The organism is Streptomyces sp. NPDC030893 (assembly GCF_055571535.1).
Genome location: NZ_JBVIFC010000015.1, coordinates 82,508 through 100,771, shown reverse-complemented (window position 1 = coordinate 100,771; position 18,264 = coordinate 82,508). Strand labels below are relative to the sequence as shown.

At 73.8% G+C, this 18,264-nt stretch carries 16 protein-coding genes; 6 read left to right on the top strand and 10 right to left on the bottom strand.

Annotated elements, in window-relative coordinates; genetic code table 11:
• Nucleotides 1-33 precede the first annotated feature (33 nt).
• Genes ACZ434_RS25655 through ACZ434_RS25645 form a run of 3 tightly spaced genes read right to left on the bottom strand, consistent with a single transcriptional unit; the run spans nt 34 to nt 2,670 of the window.
• Entirely contained in the window at nt 34-858 is an 825-nt protein-coding gene (locus tag ACZ434_RS25655; RefSeq protein WP_468459730.1) for a polysaccharide deacetylase family protein, read from the bottom strand.
• Nucleotides 851-1,852: a glycosyltransferase family 2 protein gene (locus tag ACZ434_RS25650; RefSeq protein ID WP_468459728.1), complete on the bottom strand. Its 1,002-nt coding sequence runs from the start codon at nt 1,850-1,852 to the stop codon at nt 851-853. Before ACZ434_RS25650 ends, ACZ434_RS25655 begins: the two co-directional genes overlap by 8 nt.
• Nucleotides 1,849-2,670, bottom strand: a complete 822-nt coding sequence (locus ACZ434_RS25645; protein ID WP_468459726.1) for a glycosyltransferase family 2 protein — start codon at nt 2,668-2,670, stop codon at nt 1,849-1,851. The genes ACZ434_RS25650 and ACZ434_RS25645 overlap by 4 nt, the downstream gene beginning before the upstream one ends.
• 600 nt (nt 2,671-3,270) lie before the next feature.
• Between ACZ434_RS25645 and ACZ434_RS25640 the strand changes: the two genes are divergently transcribed.
• A complete protein-coding gene (locus ACZ434_RS25640) occupies nt 3,271-4,077 on the top strand; it encodes an SGNH/GDSL hydrolase family protein (protein WP_468459724.1) in 807 nt (268 codons plus the stop codon).
• Nucleotides 4,078-4,085: 8 nt separating this feature from the next.
• Here the strand turns inward: ACZ434_RS25640 and ACZ434_RS25635 are convergent, their stop codons facing one another.
• The 4 genes from ACZ434_RS25635 to ACZ434_RS25620 form a co-directional block, all read right to left on the bottom strand.
• Nucleotides 4,086-5,681: a serine/threonine-protein kinase gene (locus ACZ434_RS25635; RefSeq protein WP_468459834.1), complete on the bottom strand. Its 1,596-nt coding sequence runs from the start codon at nt 5,679-5,681 to the stop codon at nt 4,086-4,088.
• Between the two features lie 75 nt (nt 5,682-5,756).
• On the bottom strand, nt 5,757-7,268 hold the full coding sequence (locus tag ACZ434_RS25630) for a nickel transporter (protein ID WP_468459722.1): 1,512 nt from the start codon (nt 7,266-7,268) through the stop codon (nt 5,757-5,759).
• Entirely contained in the window at nt 7,265-9,538 is a 2,274-nt protein-coding gene (locus tag ACZ434_RS25625) for a tetratricopeptide repeat protein (protein ID WP_468459720.1), read from the bottom strand. Before ACZ434_RS25625 ends, ACZ434_RS25630 begins: the two co-directional genes overlap by 4 nt.
• A 72-nt stretch (nt 9,539-9,610) precedes the next feature.
• The gene (locus tag ACZ434_RS25620) at nt 9,611-11,143 is read right to left on the bottom strand and encodes a DUF4331 domain-containing protein (protein WP_468459718.1); all 1,533 of its coding nucleotides are present in this window, start codon (nt 11,141-11,143) and stop codon (nt 9,611-9,613) included.
• Nucleotides 11,144-11,390: 247 nt separating this feature from the next.
• On the opposite strand from ACZ434_RS25620, the gene ACZ434_RS25615 reads away from it, so the two are divergent.
• The 3 genes from ACZ434_RS25615 (at nt 11,391) to ACZ434_RS25605 (ending at nt 13,150) form a co-directional block, all read left to right on the top strand.
• Nucleotides 11,391-11,933 (top strand): sigma-70 family RNA polymerase sigma factor, encoded by a 543-nt coding sequence (locus ACZ434_RS25615; protein ID WP_468459716.1) that lies wholly within the window; start codon nt 11,391-11,393, stop codon nt 11,931-11,933.
• Nucleotides 11,930-12,748, top strand: coding sequence for an anti-sigma factor (locus ACZ434_RS25610; RefSeq protein WP_468459714.1), 819 nt, complete (start codon nt 11,930-11,932; stop codon nt 12,746-12,748). Before ACZ434_RS25615 ends, ACZ434_RS25610 begins: the two co-directional genes overlap by 4 nt.
• A gap of 126 nt (nt 12,749-12,874) precedes the next feature.
• Nucleotides 12,875-13,150 (top strand): hypothetical protein, encoded by a 276-nt coding sequence (locus ACZ434_RS25605; protein ID WP_468459712.1) that lies wholly within the window; start codon nt 12,875-12,877, stop codon nt 13,148-13,150.
• 323 nt (nt 13,151-13,473) lie between these two features.
• On the opposite strand, the gene ACZ434_RS25600 is transcribed toward ACZ434_RS25605, so the two are convergent.
• From ACZ434_RS25600 to hmgA, 3 genes are read right to left on the bottom strand one after another with little or no spacing between them, the layout of a single operon-like run.
• Nucleotides 13,474-14,676, bottom strand: coding sequence for a type ISP restriction/modification enzyme (locus tag ACZ434_RS25600; protein WP_468459710.1), 1,203 nt, complete (start codon nt 14,674-14,676; stop codon nt 13,474-13,476).
• Nucleotides 14,677-14,701: 25 nt separating this feature from the next.
• A complete protein-coding gene (locus ACZ434_RS25595) occupies nt 14,702-15,451 on the bottom strand; it encodes a GntR family transcriptional regulator (protein WP_468459707.1) in 750 nt (249 codons plus the stop codon).
• A gap of 27 nt (nt 15,452-15,478) precedes the next feature.
• A complete protein-coding gene (hmgA, locus tag ACZ434_RS25590) occupies nt 15,479-16,831 on the bottom strand; it encodes a homogentisate 1,2-dioxygenase (protein ID WP_468459705.1) in 1,353 nt (450 codons plus the stop codon).
• Nucleotides 16,832-17,006: 175 nt separating this feature from the next.
• On the opposite strand from hmgA, the gene ACZ434_RS25585 reads away from it, so the two are divergent.
• Both ACZ434_RS25585 and ACZ434_RS25580 read left to right on the top strand, forming a co-directional pair.
• Nucleotides 17,007-17,636, top strand: a complete 630-nt coding sequence (locus ACZ434_RS25585; protein WP_468459704.1) for a hypothetical protein — start codon at nt 17,007-17,009, stop codon at nt 17,634-17,636.
• Nucleotides 17,636-18,253 (top strand): TetR/AcrR family transcriptional regulator, encoded by a 618-nt coding sequence (locus ACZ434_RS25580; protein ID WP_468459832.1) that lies wholly within the window; start codon nt 17,636-17,638, stop codon nt 18,251-18,253. The genes ACZ434_RS25585 and ACZ434_RS25580 overlap by 1 nt, the downstream gene beginning before the upstream one ends.
• Nucleotides 18,254-18,264 lie beyond the last annotated feature (11 nt).

Here is an 18,264-nt window from a genome sequence, read left to right as displayed (position 1 = left end):
CGTGCACCCGAATTCCGGGGCGCACGCGGACGGTCACCCCTGTACGGCCCGGTGCGTCCGGTCCGGCGGGCGGCGGATCAGCCGTGCGGCCTGCCGGGTGCGGCGCACCACCGCGTACCCCTTGGTCAGGGCGCGGTCCCGGGCGAAGACGCGGGTGAGGGACCGCCCGTCCACCAGCCGTTCGAACTCGGCGGCGGAGGTGGACCTGCGCACCGTCACCCGCCGCAGGGCGTACGGCCCCTGGGCGCGCCGGGCGAGTCCGTTGCCGACGGCGAGGGCCTGGGCGTACCCGGTCTCCCGCACCGCCGCGCGCACCCGGCGGCTGGAGTAGCCGTAGGGGTAGGCGAACGAGGCGGGCACGGTGCCCAGTTGGTCGGAGACGATCTCCTTGCACAGGATCAGTTCGGAGCGCAGCCGGTCCTCGTCGAGCCGGTCGAGCTGCGGATGGCTGTGGCTGTGCCCGCCGATCTCCACGCCTCCGGCGGCCAGTTCGCGCACCTGGTCCCAGTCGAGCATGGCGTCCGGGCCGCCGCCGGTGTCGTACGGCCCCTTCAGCCAGCCGGTGGAGACGAACAGGGTCGCCGGGAAGCCGTGTCCGGCCAGCACGGGCAGGGCGTGGCGGTGCACGCCCTCGTAGCCGTCGTCGAACGTGATCAGCACCGGCCGCGCGGGCAGCGGGCGGTCCTCGCGCCAACGGGCGGCCAGTTCCGCGGTGGTGACGGGGCTGAGCCCCCGGTCCGCGATCACCTCCATCTGCGCGGCGAAGGCCTCCGGGGACACCGACAGGGCGCGGGTCGCCTCGTGGGGGTCGGCCGCGACCGCGTGGTACATGAGGATCGGCACGCGTACGTCAGTCATGGCCACCGCCCGTCTCGACGGGCACCACGGAGAAGGTGACCCCGCCCCGCCGGGCCCGCACGCTGCCCACCAGGTAGCCGCCCGCCGCGGTGAGCACCCCGGCGACGATCGCCCCCGCGCGGCCCGCGCCGCCCGGGCGGGTGAGCAGGGCGTCGCGCAGCCCCCGCGCCACCCCGGCCGGCAGCACACGTGTGGTGTACCGGCGTTCGGACTCCAGCCCCTTTTGCGCGCCGACGCTGCGGGCGACCAGCGCCTTGGACAGGCCCTCCGCGTAGGTCCGGGTACGGAAGTAGCGGAAGCGCTCGCGGGCCCCTGGCACCCGGTGGTGGATCACCGCGCGGTCGTCGATGAGCAGGACCGCGTCGGGGCGGGCGCGGCTGAGGCGGATGCACAGTTCCGTCTCCTCCCCGCCCAGCGGACGCTTGTTCCCGTCGCGTCCGATGCCGGTCGCGAAGCCGCCCGCCGCGGTGAAGGCCTCGCGCCGGAAGGAGGCGTTGCCGCCGAGCACGTTGCGTACCCGCACGCGTCCGCGCGGCAGGCCCCGGTAGGTGCAGCCCACCACCCAGTCGAACTCCTCGGGGAACCAGTCGGGCCGCCGCCCGGACGCCCAGACCGGTTCGGTGCGCCCGCCGACCGCCATCACGCGGGGATCGGCGTACGCGTCGGCGAAGTGCTTCAGCCAGTCGCGTTCGGCCACGGCGTCGTCGTCGAGGAAGGCGACGACCTCCCCGCGCGAGGCGGCGATTCCGGTGTTGCGGCCGGCGGACAGGCCGCGGGGGCCCGCGTTGGCGAGCACCCGCACCTCCCCGGTCTCCTTGTACTCCTTGCCCAGACGGTCCAGGAGAGCCCGGTTGTGGTCGACGACCAGCAGGGTCTCCAGGGCAGGCCGTGACTGCGCCCGCACGGAGGCGACGGCCGCGAGCACGTCCTCCCAGCGGTCCTCGGTGTAGGCGCAGATCACGACCGAGACGCCCGGTGCTCCGGGATCGCTCAAGACACCGTCCCCCGGCCCGTGTCGAGCAGCGGGGAGTGGCGCGGGCGGCGGCGCAGCGCACGCCGGTTGGAGCGCTCCCCGAGGATCACCCGCAGCACCCGGAACCCGTCGCGCACGGCCCGCAGATTGCTGGTGCCGTGGATGCGCAGGTACTCGTGGCTGGGGATCTCCTGCACCTTCAGACCGGCCTTGACGACCCGGATGTTCATCAGGGTCTCGACCTCGAAGCCGGTGCAGTCGAGGTCGATCTCGTCCAGGCAGTGCCGCCAGAAGGCGTTGTAGCCGTAGCAGAGGTCGGTGTACCGCGCGCCGAACTTGCGGTTGACCACGGCGCACAGCGCCCGGTTGCCGAGTTTGCGGACGAAGGTCATGTCGTCGGTGCCGCCGCCGTTGGCGAAGCGGGACCCCTTGGCGAAGTCGGCGCCGGAGACCAGCGCGGAGACGTAGCTGACGATCTCGTTGCCGTCGGCCGAGCCGTCCGCGTCGACCATCACGACGATGTCGCCGGTGCAGGCCTCGAACCCGGCGCGCAGTGCGTCCCCCTTGCCCTTGCCGCGCTGCTCGACGACCTTGACGCCGGACCACAGTCCGCGGGCCACCTCGACGGTGTCGTCGGTGGAGTTGCCGTCGACCAGGACCACTTCGTGGATCCAGCCGGGCAGCGTCTTGAAGACGTAAGGCAGGTTCTCCGCCTCGTTCATGGCCGGTATCACCACGCTCACCGGTGGCGCGATGGCCAGGTGGGAGGAGACGGGCCGGTACTTCCGGGCGGCCGGCGGGTCCTGATCCGCGGCCGCCGGCTGCAGTACGGAGCTCATGAGTCTGGTCCCTCTCGTCCGGCGGACCGCCCGCCCCTCGGGCGGCCCGGCTGTTCGTCCGGTTCGAAAGGGGGGTTGTTCCCACCCCACGGCACGACGGACGGAACCGATGTGCACGCCGGGTGAGCTGGCAGATCCCGCCGGCCGCGAGAACGGCGGCCGACCGCGCGGCACGGCCCGGTCACCGTTGCGGTCACCGAGCACGGCACCCCCCTACCGCGCCCCGCGCCGGTACGTCGCGGTCCTGAGCCCTCCCCTGAAGCCGCGTACTGACGGACCGATGCGGGTCAGATGTATGACGGTATTGATGATTGAAGCCGTATGGCAAGACCTGGAACGAACCTCACGCTTTCGCTGGTTTGGCTGTGACAGGTGACTCTTGCCCGTATTTGTGTGTCTGCATGGCCTACTTTGCCCCCTGAAGCGTCGGATGCCGGGCTTCAATCTGGCGTACCCCGTAGGGGGCGTCAAGGGGCAAAAGTCCCTACGGCCTGAATTCGTCCAGGATTGAATCAGTAACAGTTTTGGCATGGACACTTCCAGTCAACACGCGTAGTTGGTACGACGGTTGCGGCGGAGATCCTGCTAAAGGGAGGTTCCATGAGACGTTCCCGACTTGTCCTCTTCCTCGGCACGCTGCTGCTCGCCGTCACCACCGCCCTCACCGGGGCCACGACGGCCCAGGCGTCCCAACAGGCCGCCGCCGACGGCTATGTGGCGCTCGGCGACTCCTACTCCTCCGGAGTCGGAGCCGGCAGCTACATCTCCTCCAGCGGCGACTGCAAGCGCAGCACCAAGGCCTACCCCTACCTCTGGGCGGCCGCCCACTCACCCTCGTCCTTCGACTTCACCGCCTGCTCGGGCGCCCGAACGGGTGATGTTCTCTCCGGGCAGCTCGGCCCGCTCTCCACCGCCACCGGTCTGGTCTCGATCAGCGTCGGCGGCAACGACGCAGGTTTCGCCGACGTCATGACGACCTGTGTGCTCCAGTCCGACAGTTCCTGCCTCAACCGGATCGCCACCGCGCGGGCGTACGTCCAGTCGACGCTGCCCGGCAGGCTCGACAGCGTCTACTCGGCGATCCGCGACCGCGCGCCGAACGCCGAGGTCGTGGTCCTCGGCTACCCCCGCTTCTACCAGCTCGGCACCTTCTGCGTCGGACTCTCCGAGACCAAGCGGAAGGCGATCAACGACGCCGCCGACCTCCTCGACAGCACCATCGCCCAGCGCGCCGGGGCGCACGGCTTCACCTTCGGTGACGTCCGCACCACCTTCGCCGGCCACGAGATCTGTTCCGGCGACTCCTGGCTGCACAGCGTGGACTGGTTCAACATCGGCAACTCGTACCACCCGAAGGCCGCCGGCCAGTCGGGCGGCTATCTGCCGGTGCTCAACGCGGCGGCCTGATCCGTCGGTCAGCCGCCGTCGTCCGGAGCGGAAGGAGAAGCGGAGGCCCCGCCCGTCGGGGTCTCCGTCTCGCACGTCACAGCGAACGGCACCGTCTCCGAGGCGGCGCGCACCGGCTCCCGGACCTCCACACCGATCTCGCTCTCCAAGGTCCCGCTCTCCGGGTACGTCGTCACGGTCACCGTGTCCTGCCGCGCATGGCCGCCCCCCTCGGGGAACGACAGCGTCCGCCAGCCCGGACCGGTCACCGACCCGTCCCCGGCCAGCCAGCGGTAGGACACCTCGGCCGGCAACCGCCCCACCGTGAACGTCGCGGTGAACGCGGGCGCCCGCTCGCCCGGCGGCGGACAGGCACCGGAGTACTCCGTGCGCGCTCCGGTCACCGTCACCGACACGGTCTGCGGAGGGGGAGTGCTCTCCGCGTCGTCCCCGTCGTCCTCGTCACCCGTGGTCGGGGTGGGGGAGGGGCGCTTCGTCTCCGGTGACCCGCCGCCGTCCCCGTCGTCGCCGGTCCGCGCGGGCGAACTCGCGCCGCCGCCGGTGTTCCCGGCCCCTGGGCCGCCGTCCTCCCGGTTCAGCAGCGCGTACGTCAGCCCGGCCAGCGCCAGGGCCAGCACGACCACGCCCGCGATCAGCACGGCGGCACCGCGCCGGTCGCGCCCCGCGCGGGTGACCGCGACGGTGGACGCTCCCGTGACCGGCGGCGGGGGAGCGGGCGAAGACGCCGTCCCCGGGTGCGGCCGGGGCAGCGCGGCCACCGTGGGGGCGTACGCCCCCGCACGTACCGTGTCCCCGCGCGGCGCGCCCCCCGCGCCGATGACCCGCAGTTCCTCCTGCGCCCGCTCCGCGGGCAGCCGCTCGGCAGGCTCCTTGCGCAACAGCCCCTCGATCACCGGGGCGAGCGGACCGGCCCGGCGCGGCGGCGGCAACTCCTCGTCCACGATCGCCCGCAGGGTGCTCAGCGGGGTGTCGTGCCGGAACGGCGAGGCGCCCTCCACCGCCGCGTACAGCAGCACACCGAGCGACCACAGATCCGACTCGGGCCCCGGCGTACGCCCCAGCGCACGCTCCGGGGCGAGGAACTCGGGCGATCCGACGACCTCCCCCGTCATCGTCAGCGCCGAGCTGCCCTCGACCGTGGCGATCCCGAAGTCGGTGAGCACGACCCGGCCGTCGTTCGCGATCAGCACGTTCGCCGGCTTCACGTCCCGGTGGAGCACCCCCGCCCCGTGCGCCGCCCGCAGCGCGGCGAGCACCTCCGCGCCGATCCGCGCCGCCCGCTCCGGCGGCAGCGGACCCTCGGCCTCCAGCACCTCGGCGAGCGAGAGGCCGCGCACCAGCTCCATCACGATCCACGGGCGCCCGTCCTCGGTCGCCACGTCGTACACCGTCACCACGGTGCGGTCGGCGATCCGGGCCGCCGCCCACGCCTCCCGCTCCAGACGGGCGTACATCCGCTCGACGTCGGCGGCCGGCAGCCCGGCCGGGGCACGCACCTCCTTGACGGCGACCTCGCGGTGCAGCAGCTCGTCCCGGGCCCGCCACACCGTCCCCATCCCGCCCTCGCCCAGCGGCGACAGCAGCCGGTACCGGCCCGCGATCACCCGCTCACCCGGTTCCTCGGACACGGCGCCCCCCTTCGCTTCCGGGCGAAGTCACCCTTACCTCCCGAAAGTAGCTCAGCCGAGCGCGGATGCCGCCCCCCTGAACACCAGTCCGGCTCCCAGGACCACGACGACGAACGCCGACCCGAGAGGAGCGCTCCGGCGCGCCAGCGCCGCCCAGGGGGCCGCCGTCCAGCGGGGGCGCCGGTCCAGCAGCCGGGTCAGGCCACTGCCGGCCTTGACGACCGCGTAGCCGGCCGCGGTGAGGGTCAGGGCCAGTCCGGCGCCGTACGCGACGACGAGCAGCAGCCCGAACCAGGCCCGGCCGAGGGCGGCGGCGCCGACCAGCACCACGACGGCGGACGGGCTCGGCACCAGCCCGCCGGCGAATCCGAGCAGGATCGTGCCGCGCAGGGTGGGGGCGATGGCGTGGGTGTGGGTACGGCCGCCGTGGGTGTGCTCGAACCGGCCGTGCCGATGCGGGTGTTCGTGGGCGTGCCCGTGCTCGTGTTCGTGGGCGTGCTCGTGTTCGTGGTGGTGCGCGTGGACGTGGTTCCGGCCGCGCAGGGCCCGGCGTACGAGGCCGGCGCCGGCCAGGGTGACAAGGGCGCCGCTCGCGATGCCCAGCCACGAGATCACCGAGGGCGCCGCGGCCGAACCGGCCGTGACCAGCAGGCCCAGGGCGACCACGCCCAGGGTGTGGGTGACCGTGACCGAGGCGGCCATGGGCAGGACGTCCCGGAGCCGGGCCCGGCCCCCGCGCGCCGCCGCCGTCGCCGCCATCAACGTCTTGCCGTGGCCCGGGGCGAGCGCGTGCAGCGCGCCGAGGACGACGGCGATCAGCAGGGCGAACGCGGCGAGGCCGGCGGTCCGGTCCTGCCGGGCGACGAGGTCGTCGAGGGCGCGGGTCCAGCGGTCGGCGCCGCGCGGCAGCACGGAGGACGCGGGCGCGTCGGCCTCCTCCTCGGACAGGGCGGGCCCGCCGGGGCGCACGCGCAGAGCGGCGGTCCGCGTGTCGGCGGGGGAGGAGAGCAACTCCTCCGGATACCTGGTCAGCTCCCGGGAGAGCGAGGACGCCGGTACGTCCGAGGCGGTCAGCGTCGTACGGTCGCCCCGCGCGGTGATCTCCCGCCAGCCGGGCCCGGACGACGCGCCCGCCCCCTGGAAGCGGACGTCCACGGTCCGCCCGTCCGGCAGGGGCGCGGTCAGCCCGCACTCCACGCGCAGGGTGTCGAGCCCCGCCTGCCCCGGCCGCACACGCGCGTGTGCGTCCCGCACGCTCAGCGCGACCGCCCGGCCGTCGACCCGCACCTCGCTCTCCCGCGCGGCGGCGGCACAACGCTCCCGGGCCCAGGTGTCCCGGCCCAGCCGGTCGATGTCCGGTCCCGCCTGCGTGGCCGGGATCTCGGCGAGGTCCTCGACATGGTGGACGCGGAGTTCGCCGGGCGCGGTCACCAGCCCGTCGTAGCGGTTCACGGTGAAGTTGCCGAGCGGGTGCGCGCTCGCCGTCGCGGCCGGGACCAGCGCGAGCGCGCAGGCGGCGGTGAGGACGGCGGCCCCGGCGGCGAAGGGACGGCGGGGGATCAACGCGCCGCCTCCAGATCCTCGAGCGCGGCACGGGCCGCGGCGGCGCCCAGGGGCGAGAAGCCGGGGTTCAGCTCCAGCGCGGCGGTGAGGGAGTCCCGCGCGGCCCGGTCCTGCCCGGCCGCCTTCTCGATCATGCCCCGGTGGTAGAGGAAGCCGGCGTCGCGGTAGCCGGTGGCCGTGGCCCGGCGGGCGTAGGGCAGCGCCTCCTCGTGACGGCCGTTGACGTGCAGGGCCCAGGCGAGGGCGTCCGCCGTGTGCACGCTGTGCCGCCGGTCCCACTCCGCGCGGGCGGCGCGCAGCGCCTCCTCGGCGTCCCCGTGGTCGGCGGCGGCGAGCGCGGTGTCGAGGTCGGCGTCGACCCCGCCGGCGCGGGCCAGCGAGGTCCAGGCGTCGACGAGGGCGTACTGGTCGCGTGCCTTCGCGCGGTCGCCGTCGCCACCGCGCGCCTCGTACAACTCGCCGAGCGCGACCAGCGGTCCGGGCAGCGGGGAGCGGGCGACGACCGCCTCCAGCGTCTCGACGGCTCCCGCGCGGTCACCGCTCGCGGCCTGTGCGCGCGCCCGGCCCTCCAGTGCGGGGAGGTGGTTCTCGTCGGCGGCGAGCGCACGCGCGTAGTGCGTGAGAGCCGTCCCGTACTCGCCCTGGTTCCAGGCGAGCCGCCCCAGCGCGGTCGCGACGTACGCCACGTCGGCGGGCGAGGACGCGCTGTCCAGGGCCCGTCGCAGCACCTCCCGCGCGGTGCGCACGTCGCCGCGCAGCTCCTGTACGTAGGCGTACCGCGTGAACACCGGCACCCCCGGCCGCCTGCGGTCGGCGGTGGCTGCGGCGACCGAGGCCTCCTCGTACCGGCCGAGTTCGACCAGGGCGTCGATACGGGAGCACAGGGCGCGCTCGCTGTAGGGGTTCCGCTCCAGGGCCCGGTCGGCGTACCTCAGGGCGCCGGTGAAGTCGTGCCGCGCGGCGGCGAGGGCGGCCTGTCCGGCGAGGGCGGGTTCGTTGCCCGGCGCGAGGGCGAGGGAACGCCCGAGCGCCCGCTCGGCCTGCGGGTAGCGCGAGGGGTCGCCCTCGGTCCGCGCCTGCTCGACGTAGGCGGTCCCCAGGGTGGCCCACCCGCCGTGGTCGCGGGGCTGGGCCTTCAGATGGGTCTGCAACGACCGTATGCCTGCCCCGAGATCACCTCCGGCCGGCACACCGGCGGCGACCGCCCCGCCCACCGGAGCCACGTCCCGCCCGGTGTCCCGGCCGCCTCCTCCCACGGCGACACTCCCGGCGGTCAGCGCGACGGCCAGCAGCACGGCACACGAGGCGACATGCAGCCCCCGCCCACGCCGCGCGGCGGCGGCGAACCGTCGCAGGGCCGCGACCCGCCCCACCGCGCCTTCGGGGCAGCCCCCCTGAACCGCGCCCACCCCCTCACGGCCGTCCACGGCCGCACGCCGGCGCTCCGCCTCCGCGTGTCCGGTGGCCTCCGCCGGCTGCGCGCCAGGCGACCCCTGGCCATCCGCGGCCTGCCGCCGGTTCCGCGACGGGTGCTTCGCCCCCGCGTGGGCGGTGCCCCCAGCCGGACGGTCGTCGTCCGGCTCCGGGCCGTGTGCGGTCGCGTGCCGGGTGCCGGGCAGGTGCTCCGCTCCCGCCTGGTCGCCGCTGTCCCCGCGGTCTCCGTCTCCCGTTTCCGGTCCGGCGGTCGCCTGCCCGGCGGCGTCTCCCGGGGCGTGCTCGGCCGCGTGTTCCCGGCCGGTTGCTGCCCGGTGGGCGTCCCGTGCGGTCCGCGTCGGTCCGGCGGCGCCGGGCCCGCACGGATCTCCGGCCGGCTGTCCGCCCGCCGGTTCGGGTCCTCGCTTCGCGCGGACGTCGGTCTGCGCCCCGCGCGGGTCCGTCGAGGCCCGGGTGATCTCCGGTTCGGTTCCTGGCTCCGTGCGGATGTCGGTCTGCGTCCCGTGCGGGTTCGTCGAGGTCCGGGTGATCTCCGGTTCGGGTTCTGGCTCCGCGCGGATGTCGGTCTGCGTCCCGTGCGGGTTCGTCGAGGTCTGCGTGATCTCCGGTTCGTGTCCTCGCTCCGCGCGGGCGTCGGTCTCGGCCCCGTGCGGGTCCGTTGAGGTCCGGGTGATCTCCGGTTCGGGGTCCGCGGGCGTGGGCGCCGCTCCCCGGCGCGGTCCCGCCGGGTGGCGCCCCTGCGTCGGGGGTGCACCCCCGACGGACGGTCGTGGCGCACCCGGCGCCTTTTGGTGACGGGGAGTCACCTGCTCGCTGTCGTTCGTGCGCGGAGGCATGGCCTCTCCTCGGAGTTCGGCGGCACGGGTGGGCACGGGGCCGCGCCTGCTGGTGGGGAAGGGGGGCCGGGGTCAGTACGCCCGGCGGCGCATCCGGCGCCACCACATCAGCGCCACGCCGATCAGCAGCAGCCCGCCGGCGCCCGCACCCGCGGACGCGGCGATCAGGGTCGTGTTGTCCGTGCCCTCCGCGCCCGCCGGCCGCAGCGCGTCACCGAGCTGGTTGCGTACGTCGTTGCCGCCGTCCACGCCCTTGGCGAGCGGGCCGCGCGACCCCTCCGTCGGGTTCGCCAGATAAGGGAAGGCCGCCCCGAACTTCTTGTCGTTGGCGTCGACCGCGTCCCCGAGGTCGTTCTCCGCGCCGACCAGCTCGCCCTCGACGACCTGGAGCGCGGCGTCGATCACGTCGTCCGTCAGCCGACGCCCGTTCGGGAAGCCGGCGTTGTCGCCGTCCAGCACGCCCAGTCGCTTCGGCTCGGCGGCCGGCTCGATGGACGTGTTGAGGCGCAGCATCTCCGACGGCGTCACGTGCGGGGGCCGGTTGAGCCCCTCCACGCCCTTCAGGAACACGTCCACGAGATCGTCGCGCGGCTCGGCCGGCGCGGGGATCCTGTAGATCGCCTCGATGAGCTTCGGCAGCTCCGGCTCGGTGACGTTCTTCAGGAACTGCGCGTCGTCCCACGGACCCGACGCGTTGAACGTGTCCTTGTCCTCGAGCGGATTGACGACCTCGTTCACCAGCGGGTTGCCCAGCCGCGACACCTGGACGAAGTGCCCCTCGGCGTTCTTGCGCTGTGTCGTCGACCAGATGCCGACGACCGGCTGGTCCGCCGACTCGGTGATCATGTCCGTCGGGACCTGGAGCGCCAGGGAGTTGACGTTGTACCCCTTGAGCGTGTCGTTGCCGACCTCCGAGAGGTTCCCGCCGTACAGCAGGTCGAAGACCCGCAGGTCCAGGAAGAACGGGTCGTCGGCCTGCCCCGCGAACGTCGTCGCCCCGCCCGCGAGTTCGTGGATCGCCTGGGTGCGCAGCGTGCCGTAGTCCGGCATGGACGCCCTGCCGACGTTCGACGGCGCGACCGGCACGTCGTCCGCGATCTTCGTGCGGGACACCGCCTTCTGGTCCTTCAGCTTCAGCAACTCGATGTCGTACGTCTGCGTGATGTTGAGATCCTGGTCGTCCAGGCTGGTGACCGGGCCCGTGTTGTAGAGGAACGTCTTGTCGTTCTTCGTATGGGTCCTGAAGGTGTAGCGGAAGAGCAGCTCCCCCTGCGCGTCCCCGTTGTTGTCGATGTGGATGTCGTACTGCGCGTCCTCGGCGAACGTGAAGAAGTTCGGCCCGCCGGCCGGCTCCTCGAAGGGGATCCAGTTTGCGATGATCGTCGTCGTGTCCGGCTTGTCGGGGCTGACGAACGCATACAGGTCCGTGTTGTCGTACTGCGGGGCGCCCGAGATCAGCGGGGCTTCCCGGTGGGAGGAGGCGGAGGCCGCCTCGGGTTCCAGCGCGGTCACGCCGGCGGCTGCGAGCCCCCCGGCGGCCAGCGCACCACAGATCAGGGTCGCGAGACTCCTGCGCCCCGCACCGGTCCTGGAGTTAGGTGTCATGCCGTCCGTCCTCAGTGCCAACTTGCCTGACGCACTGGCATTCGGAGCATCCGCCGGGCCGGATTGGTGGACTTCACGAACTCGTTCCCGGCCCCTTCCGCGGCGCCGTCGCGTCCGTAGCATTTCTCGCTGCCGACCCGCGTTTTCGGCCCGGTGATCCGTACTTCCTCTCCGACAGGCGCGCTCGCCGCGCCTGCCGGGAGTGACCGGACGGCCCGGCCGGGCCGGGGGAGAAGGGGGATGCGCGTTGGAGGCGGACGAGCTGCTGATGCTTGTGGCCGCGGGTGACCAGAAGGCGTTCGAGGACCTGTACGGGCTGGTGTCCGGCCCCGTGTACGGGCTGGTGCGGCGCGTGGTGCGCGACCCCGCCCAGTCCGAGGAGGTGGCTCAGGAGGTGCTGCTGGAACTCTGGCGCTCCGCCGCGCGGTTCGACCCCGGCCGGGGCAGCGCGCTGTCCTGGGTGCTCACCCTCGCCCACCGCCGCGCCGTCGACCGGGTGCGCAGCGCCCGCGCGGCCGGCGAACGCGAGCAGCGCGAGGCCCGGCGCGGCCACGGCCCCGCCTTCGACCAGGTCGCCGAGGAGGTCGAGGCCGGCCTCGAACGCGAGTGGGTACGCCGCTGCCTGGACCGGCTCACCACCCTCCAGCGGCAGTCGGTCACCCTCGCCTACTACGACGGCTACACCTACCGGGAGGTGGCCGAGCGGCTGTCGCTGCCCCTGGGCACGGTCAAGACCCGTATGCGCGACGGCCTCACCCGCCTGCGCGAGTGCCTGGGAGGCGCGGCATGAGCCTGTTCGGCCGACTGGGACCCCGCGGTGACGCCCACTCGCTGGCCGCCCCCTATGCCCTCGACGCCCTCGAGCCCGCCGAGCGCGTCCGCTTCGAAAGGCATCTGCGGTCCTGCGGCCGCTGCACCGCCGAGGTGCGCGACCTCGCCGAGGACGCCGTCCGCCTCGCCTGGTCCACGGCCGCCCCCGCGCCGCCCGCGATGCGGGACCGGGTACTGGCCGCCGTACGGTCCACCGCGCAGGATCCCGCGCCGCAGGATCCCGCGCGTGCGCGTGCGCCACAGCTGCCGCCCCACGTGTGGGGCGCCGCACCACCGCCGCGTACCCGGGAGTGGCGCCGGTCGCCGCTGTTCGTGCCGTTCGCCACCGCCACCGCCGCCGCGGCGCTCGTCGTCGCCTCGCTCTTCGCCGTCCAGGCGGACCGCACGCGGGACCAGCTGGCCGCCGAACGCGACCGGTCACGTGAGATCGCCCACGTTCTCGCCGCCCCGGACGCCCGCGCGAGCAGCGGCCGGGATCCGGGCGGCGGCACGATCGGAGTGATCGCCTCCGCATCGACGCGCAGCGCGGTCGTCACTCTGGGCGGATACGACGACCCTCCGAACGGACGTGTGCGCCAGCTCTGGCTCATGGCCCCGGGGGAGCGGCCGCGTTCCCTCGGGCTTTTCGAGGGTGACACGCCCTTGGTGGCGTCCGGGCTGGACACCGCCGCGACGTCACTCGCGGTGACCATCGAGCCCGACGGTGGGTCACCGCAGCCCACCGGCCAGCCCATCGTGCAACTCGCCCTGGAAACGGTCGGATTCGGAGAGTAGTCGTCGCGGGTTCGTCAACACCCTTACGGGGAAGGTGAATCCTGTGACCTCGATACACGCGTGCCCGGACGGGGCGATAGGGTTACCCTGCCCGGGCCGGGTGGACTCGTACGGGTGGGGAGTGACATGGAACAGATAACAGTGCGCAGCAGGGCCAGGGTCCCTGCGATCACCTGCGGCAGCAGCGCGACCAGTTCGCGCCTCGACCGCCATCTCTCGGTTCTCGGGGGACCGGCGATCCCGCAGCGCGAGACGGCCGAGGCGACCTCGCTGATGCGTGAGCTGACCGCGCGCGACACCGCGCACAGCCGCGGCGCCAGGGGCGCGCGGGCCCGCACGAGCCGGGTCAGGCTCTTCGCCCCGCTGCGTCGACTGCGCCGCTCCCTGTTCGGCAGCCGGTAGCGCCCGCGCCGGACGGTCCCGCCGTCCCGGCGCAGCGCCCGCCCCCGCCGTCATCCCCGCGGCACCCCCAGCGCACTCGGCGCACCGCCACACCCTTCACGTCCCCTCGCCGGCGCCTCCGGTCCCACCCGGCAGCGATCCCGGGGCCCGCCGGCCCCCTCTCCCTTCCGCTTCCCGCGCGTACTCCTCGCTGACCGCGGTCGCACCGGCACCCCCTAACCGGTTCGCCTGGACGCGGTGTCCGAGCGCACGACCCCCCGCCTGCTCGACCGACGGGTACGACCCCCCTCGGACACCGACCCGCCCGTCCCTGCGGGCGCCCGTCAGAGCAGGGCGAGTTGCCCTTCGGGGCCCTCCTCCCGCACGTCGAACACCGACGCGGGACGGCGGGCGGCGGACGGCACCGGAAGCACGCCCGCCGCACGGAGCCCGGACTGCGTGATCGGTTCCGGGAGCGGCTGCTCCACCAACTCCGCCCGCCCCGGGGCCAGTTCGGCCAGCAGGGCGAGAACCGTGATCAGCTCCAGCAGCTCCGAGGTCCAGGTCTGCGGCCAGGCGGGCGGCCGGATCGCGGCCAGCGTGCCCGGTTCGGGCACCTCCGTACGCCCCGCGAACCACTGCTCCAGCACCCGGACCCCGTCCGCCTCGAAGTCCCAGGCCGCCGGCGGCACCGGGGCGATGCGGCCCTCGTCGATGTCCAGGGCCTCCTCCTCCCGGTCGTAACGCACGGCCGACGGGCGGGAGGGCAGCGGGGCGCGCACGTACGGGCGGCGGCCGCCCGGGAGCTTCGGACGCTCCCCGTCGCGCCGCATCAGCCACAGCATCCGGCGGCCCACCGCCACACCCCGCTCCCAGACCTCCGGGTCCCCGGTCAGCGGCACCGCGAGGCCCGCGGGTGCGGGGCGCGCCACGGCCGTCGCCCAGGCGAGGACGTCCACGGGGGACGGGTCCCGTCCGAGCCGGCCGGCGAGGTGGTCCGTCAGCCCCGGGGCGAGATTGGGTTCGGCGGCGCCCGGCCGGCGGTACAGCGGGCGGACCCGTCCCGCGCGGACCACCGGCAGCAGGGAGGTGGCGAGCAGCGGCGGACCGGAGGAGCCGGGCGCGGCTGCGGCGCCCCGCGCGGAGGCAGCCTCGACGACGAACACCTGCCGTTCGTCCGCCACCCGCCACAACTCCGGCCGGGCCGCGTCGATCAGCCGCTGGTCGGGGATCAGCCACCGTTCGTCGAACGGGGCGTACAGGACCCGCACCGGGTCGGGGCACGGGCCCGAGGCACGGGCCAGCCTCTCCGTGCCGCCCCCGCGCCCCGGCAACTGCCCGACCGCCGTGTACGGGGTCCGGTAACGCGTCGGCTGGAACAGGGCCTCGCGGTCCGGTCCCGCGGCCTTCAGCAGCGCGTCCCAACGGGCCTTCAGGGACGCCGCGTCGGGGGCCGCCGGCCACCCCCGGCCGAGCCGGGGCGGTGCGACGGACCACGGCATGAGGTCCGCCAGCAGCGGAGCGTCGTAGTGCGTCACGCTGGGCATCGTACGGCCTGCGGGGAGGCGCGGATCAGGTGGCGTCCAGCGTCACCGTGAAGGAGAAGCGGTCGCCGCGGTAGTTGATGACGGCCGCGTCCAGGACCCGGCCGCCGGTGTCGTAGGTGATGCCCGTGTAGTGCAGGATCGGGCTGAGCAGCGGAACCTGGAGCAGGCGGGCCGTCTCCGGGTCCGCCAGCCGCGCCTCCACGGTGTCCGTGATCCTGCTGATGTCCGCCCCTACGACATCCCGCAGCACCTTGGTCATCGGCCACCGCACCAGGTCGTCCAGGTCGATCCGGGCGGCCAGTTCCGGGCGGACGTAGTTGCGGGCGTGGTTGGTCGGCTCGCCCGTCTTCTCGTCGCTGCGCAGCCGGTGGTACGCCGCCGCCTCGCTCAGATCCGGGAAGTACTCGGCGATCTCCGCCGGCACCGGCGCCGTACCGTGCTCCAGCAGTTCGGTCGTCATGCCGGACTGCTGGGCCACGATCGCGTCCACCGAGCCCAGCAGCCGCACCGGGGCGCCCCGCCGGGCGTCCGGCTCGATGAACGTGCCGCGCCGGCGGTGGCGGGTGATCAGCCCCTCGTCCTCCAGTTCCTTCAGCGCCTGCCGCATGGTCAGCACGCTCACGCCGTAGTGCCCGGCCAGTTGTTCCTCGGTAGGCAGGCGCAGGGGGTCCTGGGGCGAGCGGCCGAGGATCGAGGCGCGCAGCGACTGCGACACCTGGTACCAGAGCGGCAACTTGCGGTTCAGGACGATCGAATCCGGTGCGAAGGAGGTCACGGGCTATCCGTACCGGTCGGAGAACGTTCAGTGCAACGGCTGGAAGTGACGCTCGAGCCCCTGCCACACCTCGTCGTAGCCCTGCTGCAGGTGTTCCGCCCGTGCCGCCTGGGGGGTCAGGGACAGCGGCCAGCGGGTTTCGAACATGAAGGCCAGACCGTCGTCGATTTTCTGCGGCCGCAGCTCGGCGGCGCTCGCCCTCTCGAACGTCTCCCGGTCCGGACCGTGCGCCGACATCATGTTGTGCAGCGAGCCCCCGCCCGGCACGAAGCCCTCCGCCTTGGCGTCGTACGCGCCCTCGATCAGGCCCATGTACTCGCTCATCACGTTCCGGTGGAAGTACGGCGGGCGGAAGGTGTCCTCGCCCACCAGCCAGCGCGGGGCGAAGACCACGAAGTCCACCCCCGCGAGCCCGGGGGTGTCGCTCGGAGACGTCAGCACCGTGAAGATCGACGGGTCCGGGTGGTCATAGGAGATGGTGCCCATCACATTGAAGCGACGCAGATCGTAGGCGTACGGCACATGGTTGCCATGCCAGGCGACGACATCCAGCGGGGAGTGGTCATAGGTGGCCGACCAGAGGTTGCCGCAGTACTTGTTCACCACCTCGACCGGGCGCTCGACGTCCTCGAACGCCGCCACCGGCACCCGGAAGTCCCGGGCGTTCGCCAGCCCGTTGGCGCCGATCGGGCCGAGATCGGGGAGCCGGAACGGCGCTCCGTAGTTCTCGCACACATATCCGCGGGCAGACTCGTCCAGAAGCTCCACCCGGAACCGCACTCCACGAGGAATCAGCGCGATGTGTCCCGGCTCCACATGCAGCAGCCCGAACTCCGTGCGCAGCAGCAGCCCGCCCCGCTCGGGGACGACGAGCAGCTCGCCGTCGGCGTCGCTGAACACGCGGTCCATCGAGACGTTGGCGTGGTACAGGTGCACGGCCATGCCGGTGCGTTGGGTGACGTCGCCGTTGCCGCCCAGGGTCCACAGACCGGCCAGGAAGTCGGTGCCCCCGTCCGGCTCCGGCAGCGGGTTCCAGCGCAGCCGGTTGGGGTCGGGAACCGTCTGGGTGAACGGCGCGGTGCGCAGCGCGCCGTTGCCCGTGCGGGCGAACGCCGGGTGGGCGGCCGACGGGCGGATCCGGTACAGCCACGAGCGGCGGTTCTCCGCCCGGGGCTCGGTGAACGCCGAACCGCTCAGCTGCTCCGCGTACAGCCCGAGCGGTGCGCGCTGGGGCGAGTTGCGGCCCTCGGGCAGGGCGCCCGGGATCGCCTCGGAGCTGTGCTCGTTGCCGAAACCGGAGAGGTGCTCCAGTCCTTCGGCGGTCTTGCGCGCTCCTCCGCGCTCCGTGTCGCCCGCGCGGGCGGTGCCCCCATCGCTCATGTTCGCTGCTCCCTCGGCATCCGATTCCTATGGCACACCGTAGGATTGCGATTTCCCCGGCGCAAGAGGGACGCGCGATCTCGGTTCCGCCTCCCGCTCCTCCTCTCCTGGGAGGACCCGGAACCCGACTCCAGGGGGATACGCGGACTCGCACCGGTGTTCTACGCTCGCCCGCATGACGTGGACGCGGAGCCTGATCACCGCGCTCGCGGTGACCGTCGTCCTGGGGGCCGGATCCGCGGGCTGTGACTCCCGTGCCGCCCGGGGCGGGGACGAGGTGTCGCCCTCACCGGCCGGCCGGCTCCTCGACGAGCGCGACCAGGAGGGGCGCCCCTACCGCGAGGTGGACGACGAGGACGCGCCCGAGGTGGGGGTGGAGGTCGTCCCCGACTCCGACGGCGGCTGGGACGTACGGCTGCGGGTGCGCAACTTCCGCTTCTCCCCGGACGGGACGGGCGAGCGGGCGGTGGCCGGCCGCGGTCTGGCGCACCTCGAGGTGAACGGCCGCCGTGTCGCCCGCCTGCGCACCCCCGAGTACCACCTGCCCGGCAGTTTCGTCCCGCGCGGCACGCACCAGGTCACCGCGCGCCTCTACGCGGACGACGGCACGGTGTGGGCCGTGGACGGCGAGCCGGTGGAGAGCACGGCCGACATCACGGTCTCGGAGGACGAGCCGGGCGCGGACCCCAGTGCGCGGCCGCTGGCCGGGGCGGCCGTCGAACGGCCGCCCGCCGTGGCCGGCGGGCCCGACGGCCGGCGCCGCGGCCCGGGGCGAGGTTCACCGGGTGGTGCCGGGCGGGCATGATGAGGCCCGTGCCCCACGCGACATCGCTCCGCCGAGCGCCCGTGCAGCGGCGCAGCGCCGAACGGCTGGCCAGAATCCTCGACGCCTGCGCCGAACTCCTCGACGAGGCCGGCTACGACGACCTCAGCACCCGCGCGGTCGCCGAACGCGCCGGCGTGCCCATCGGCTCCGTCTACCGCTTCTTCGGCAACAAACGCCAGATGGCCGACGCCCTGGCCCAGCGCAACCTGGAGCGCTTCACGGAGCGGGTCACCGAACGGCTCGCGGCCACCGGCGACCGGGGCTGGCGGCACGCCATGGACGCCGTGCTCGACACGTACCTGGACATGAAGCGCACCGCTCCCGGCTTCTCCCTGGTCGACTTCGGCAACCAGATCCCCGTCGGCACCCGCGCCGAGCCCAACCGCCTGGTCGCCGACCGCCTCACCGATCTCCTCTCCGGCTACCTGGAGCGCGAGGCCGACGACGAGCTGCGCCGCACCCTCCTCGTCGCCGTCGAGACCGCCGACGCCCTCGTCCACCTGGCGTTCCGGATGGCGCCCGAGGGGGACGGGAAGGTCATCGGCGAACTGCGCGAGATGCTGCGCGGCCACCTGGCCCGGGTGCTGGACGCCTGAGAGCTCCCACG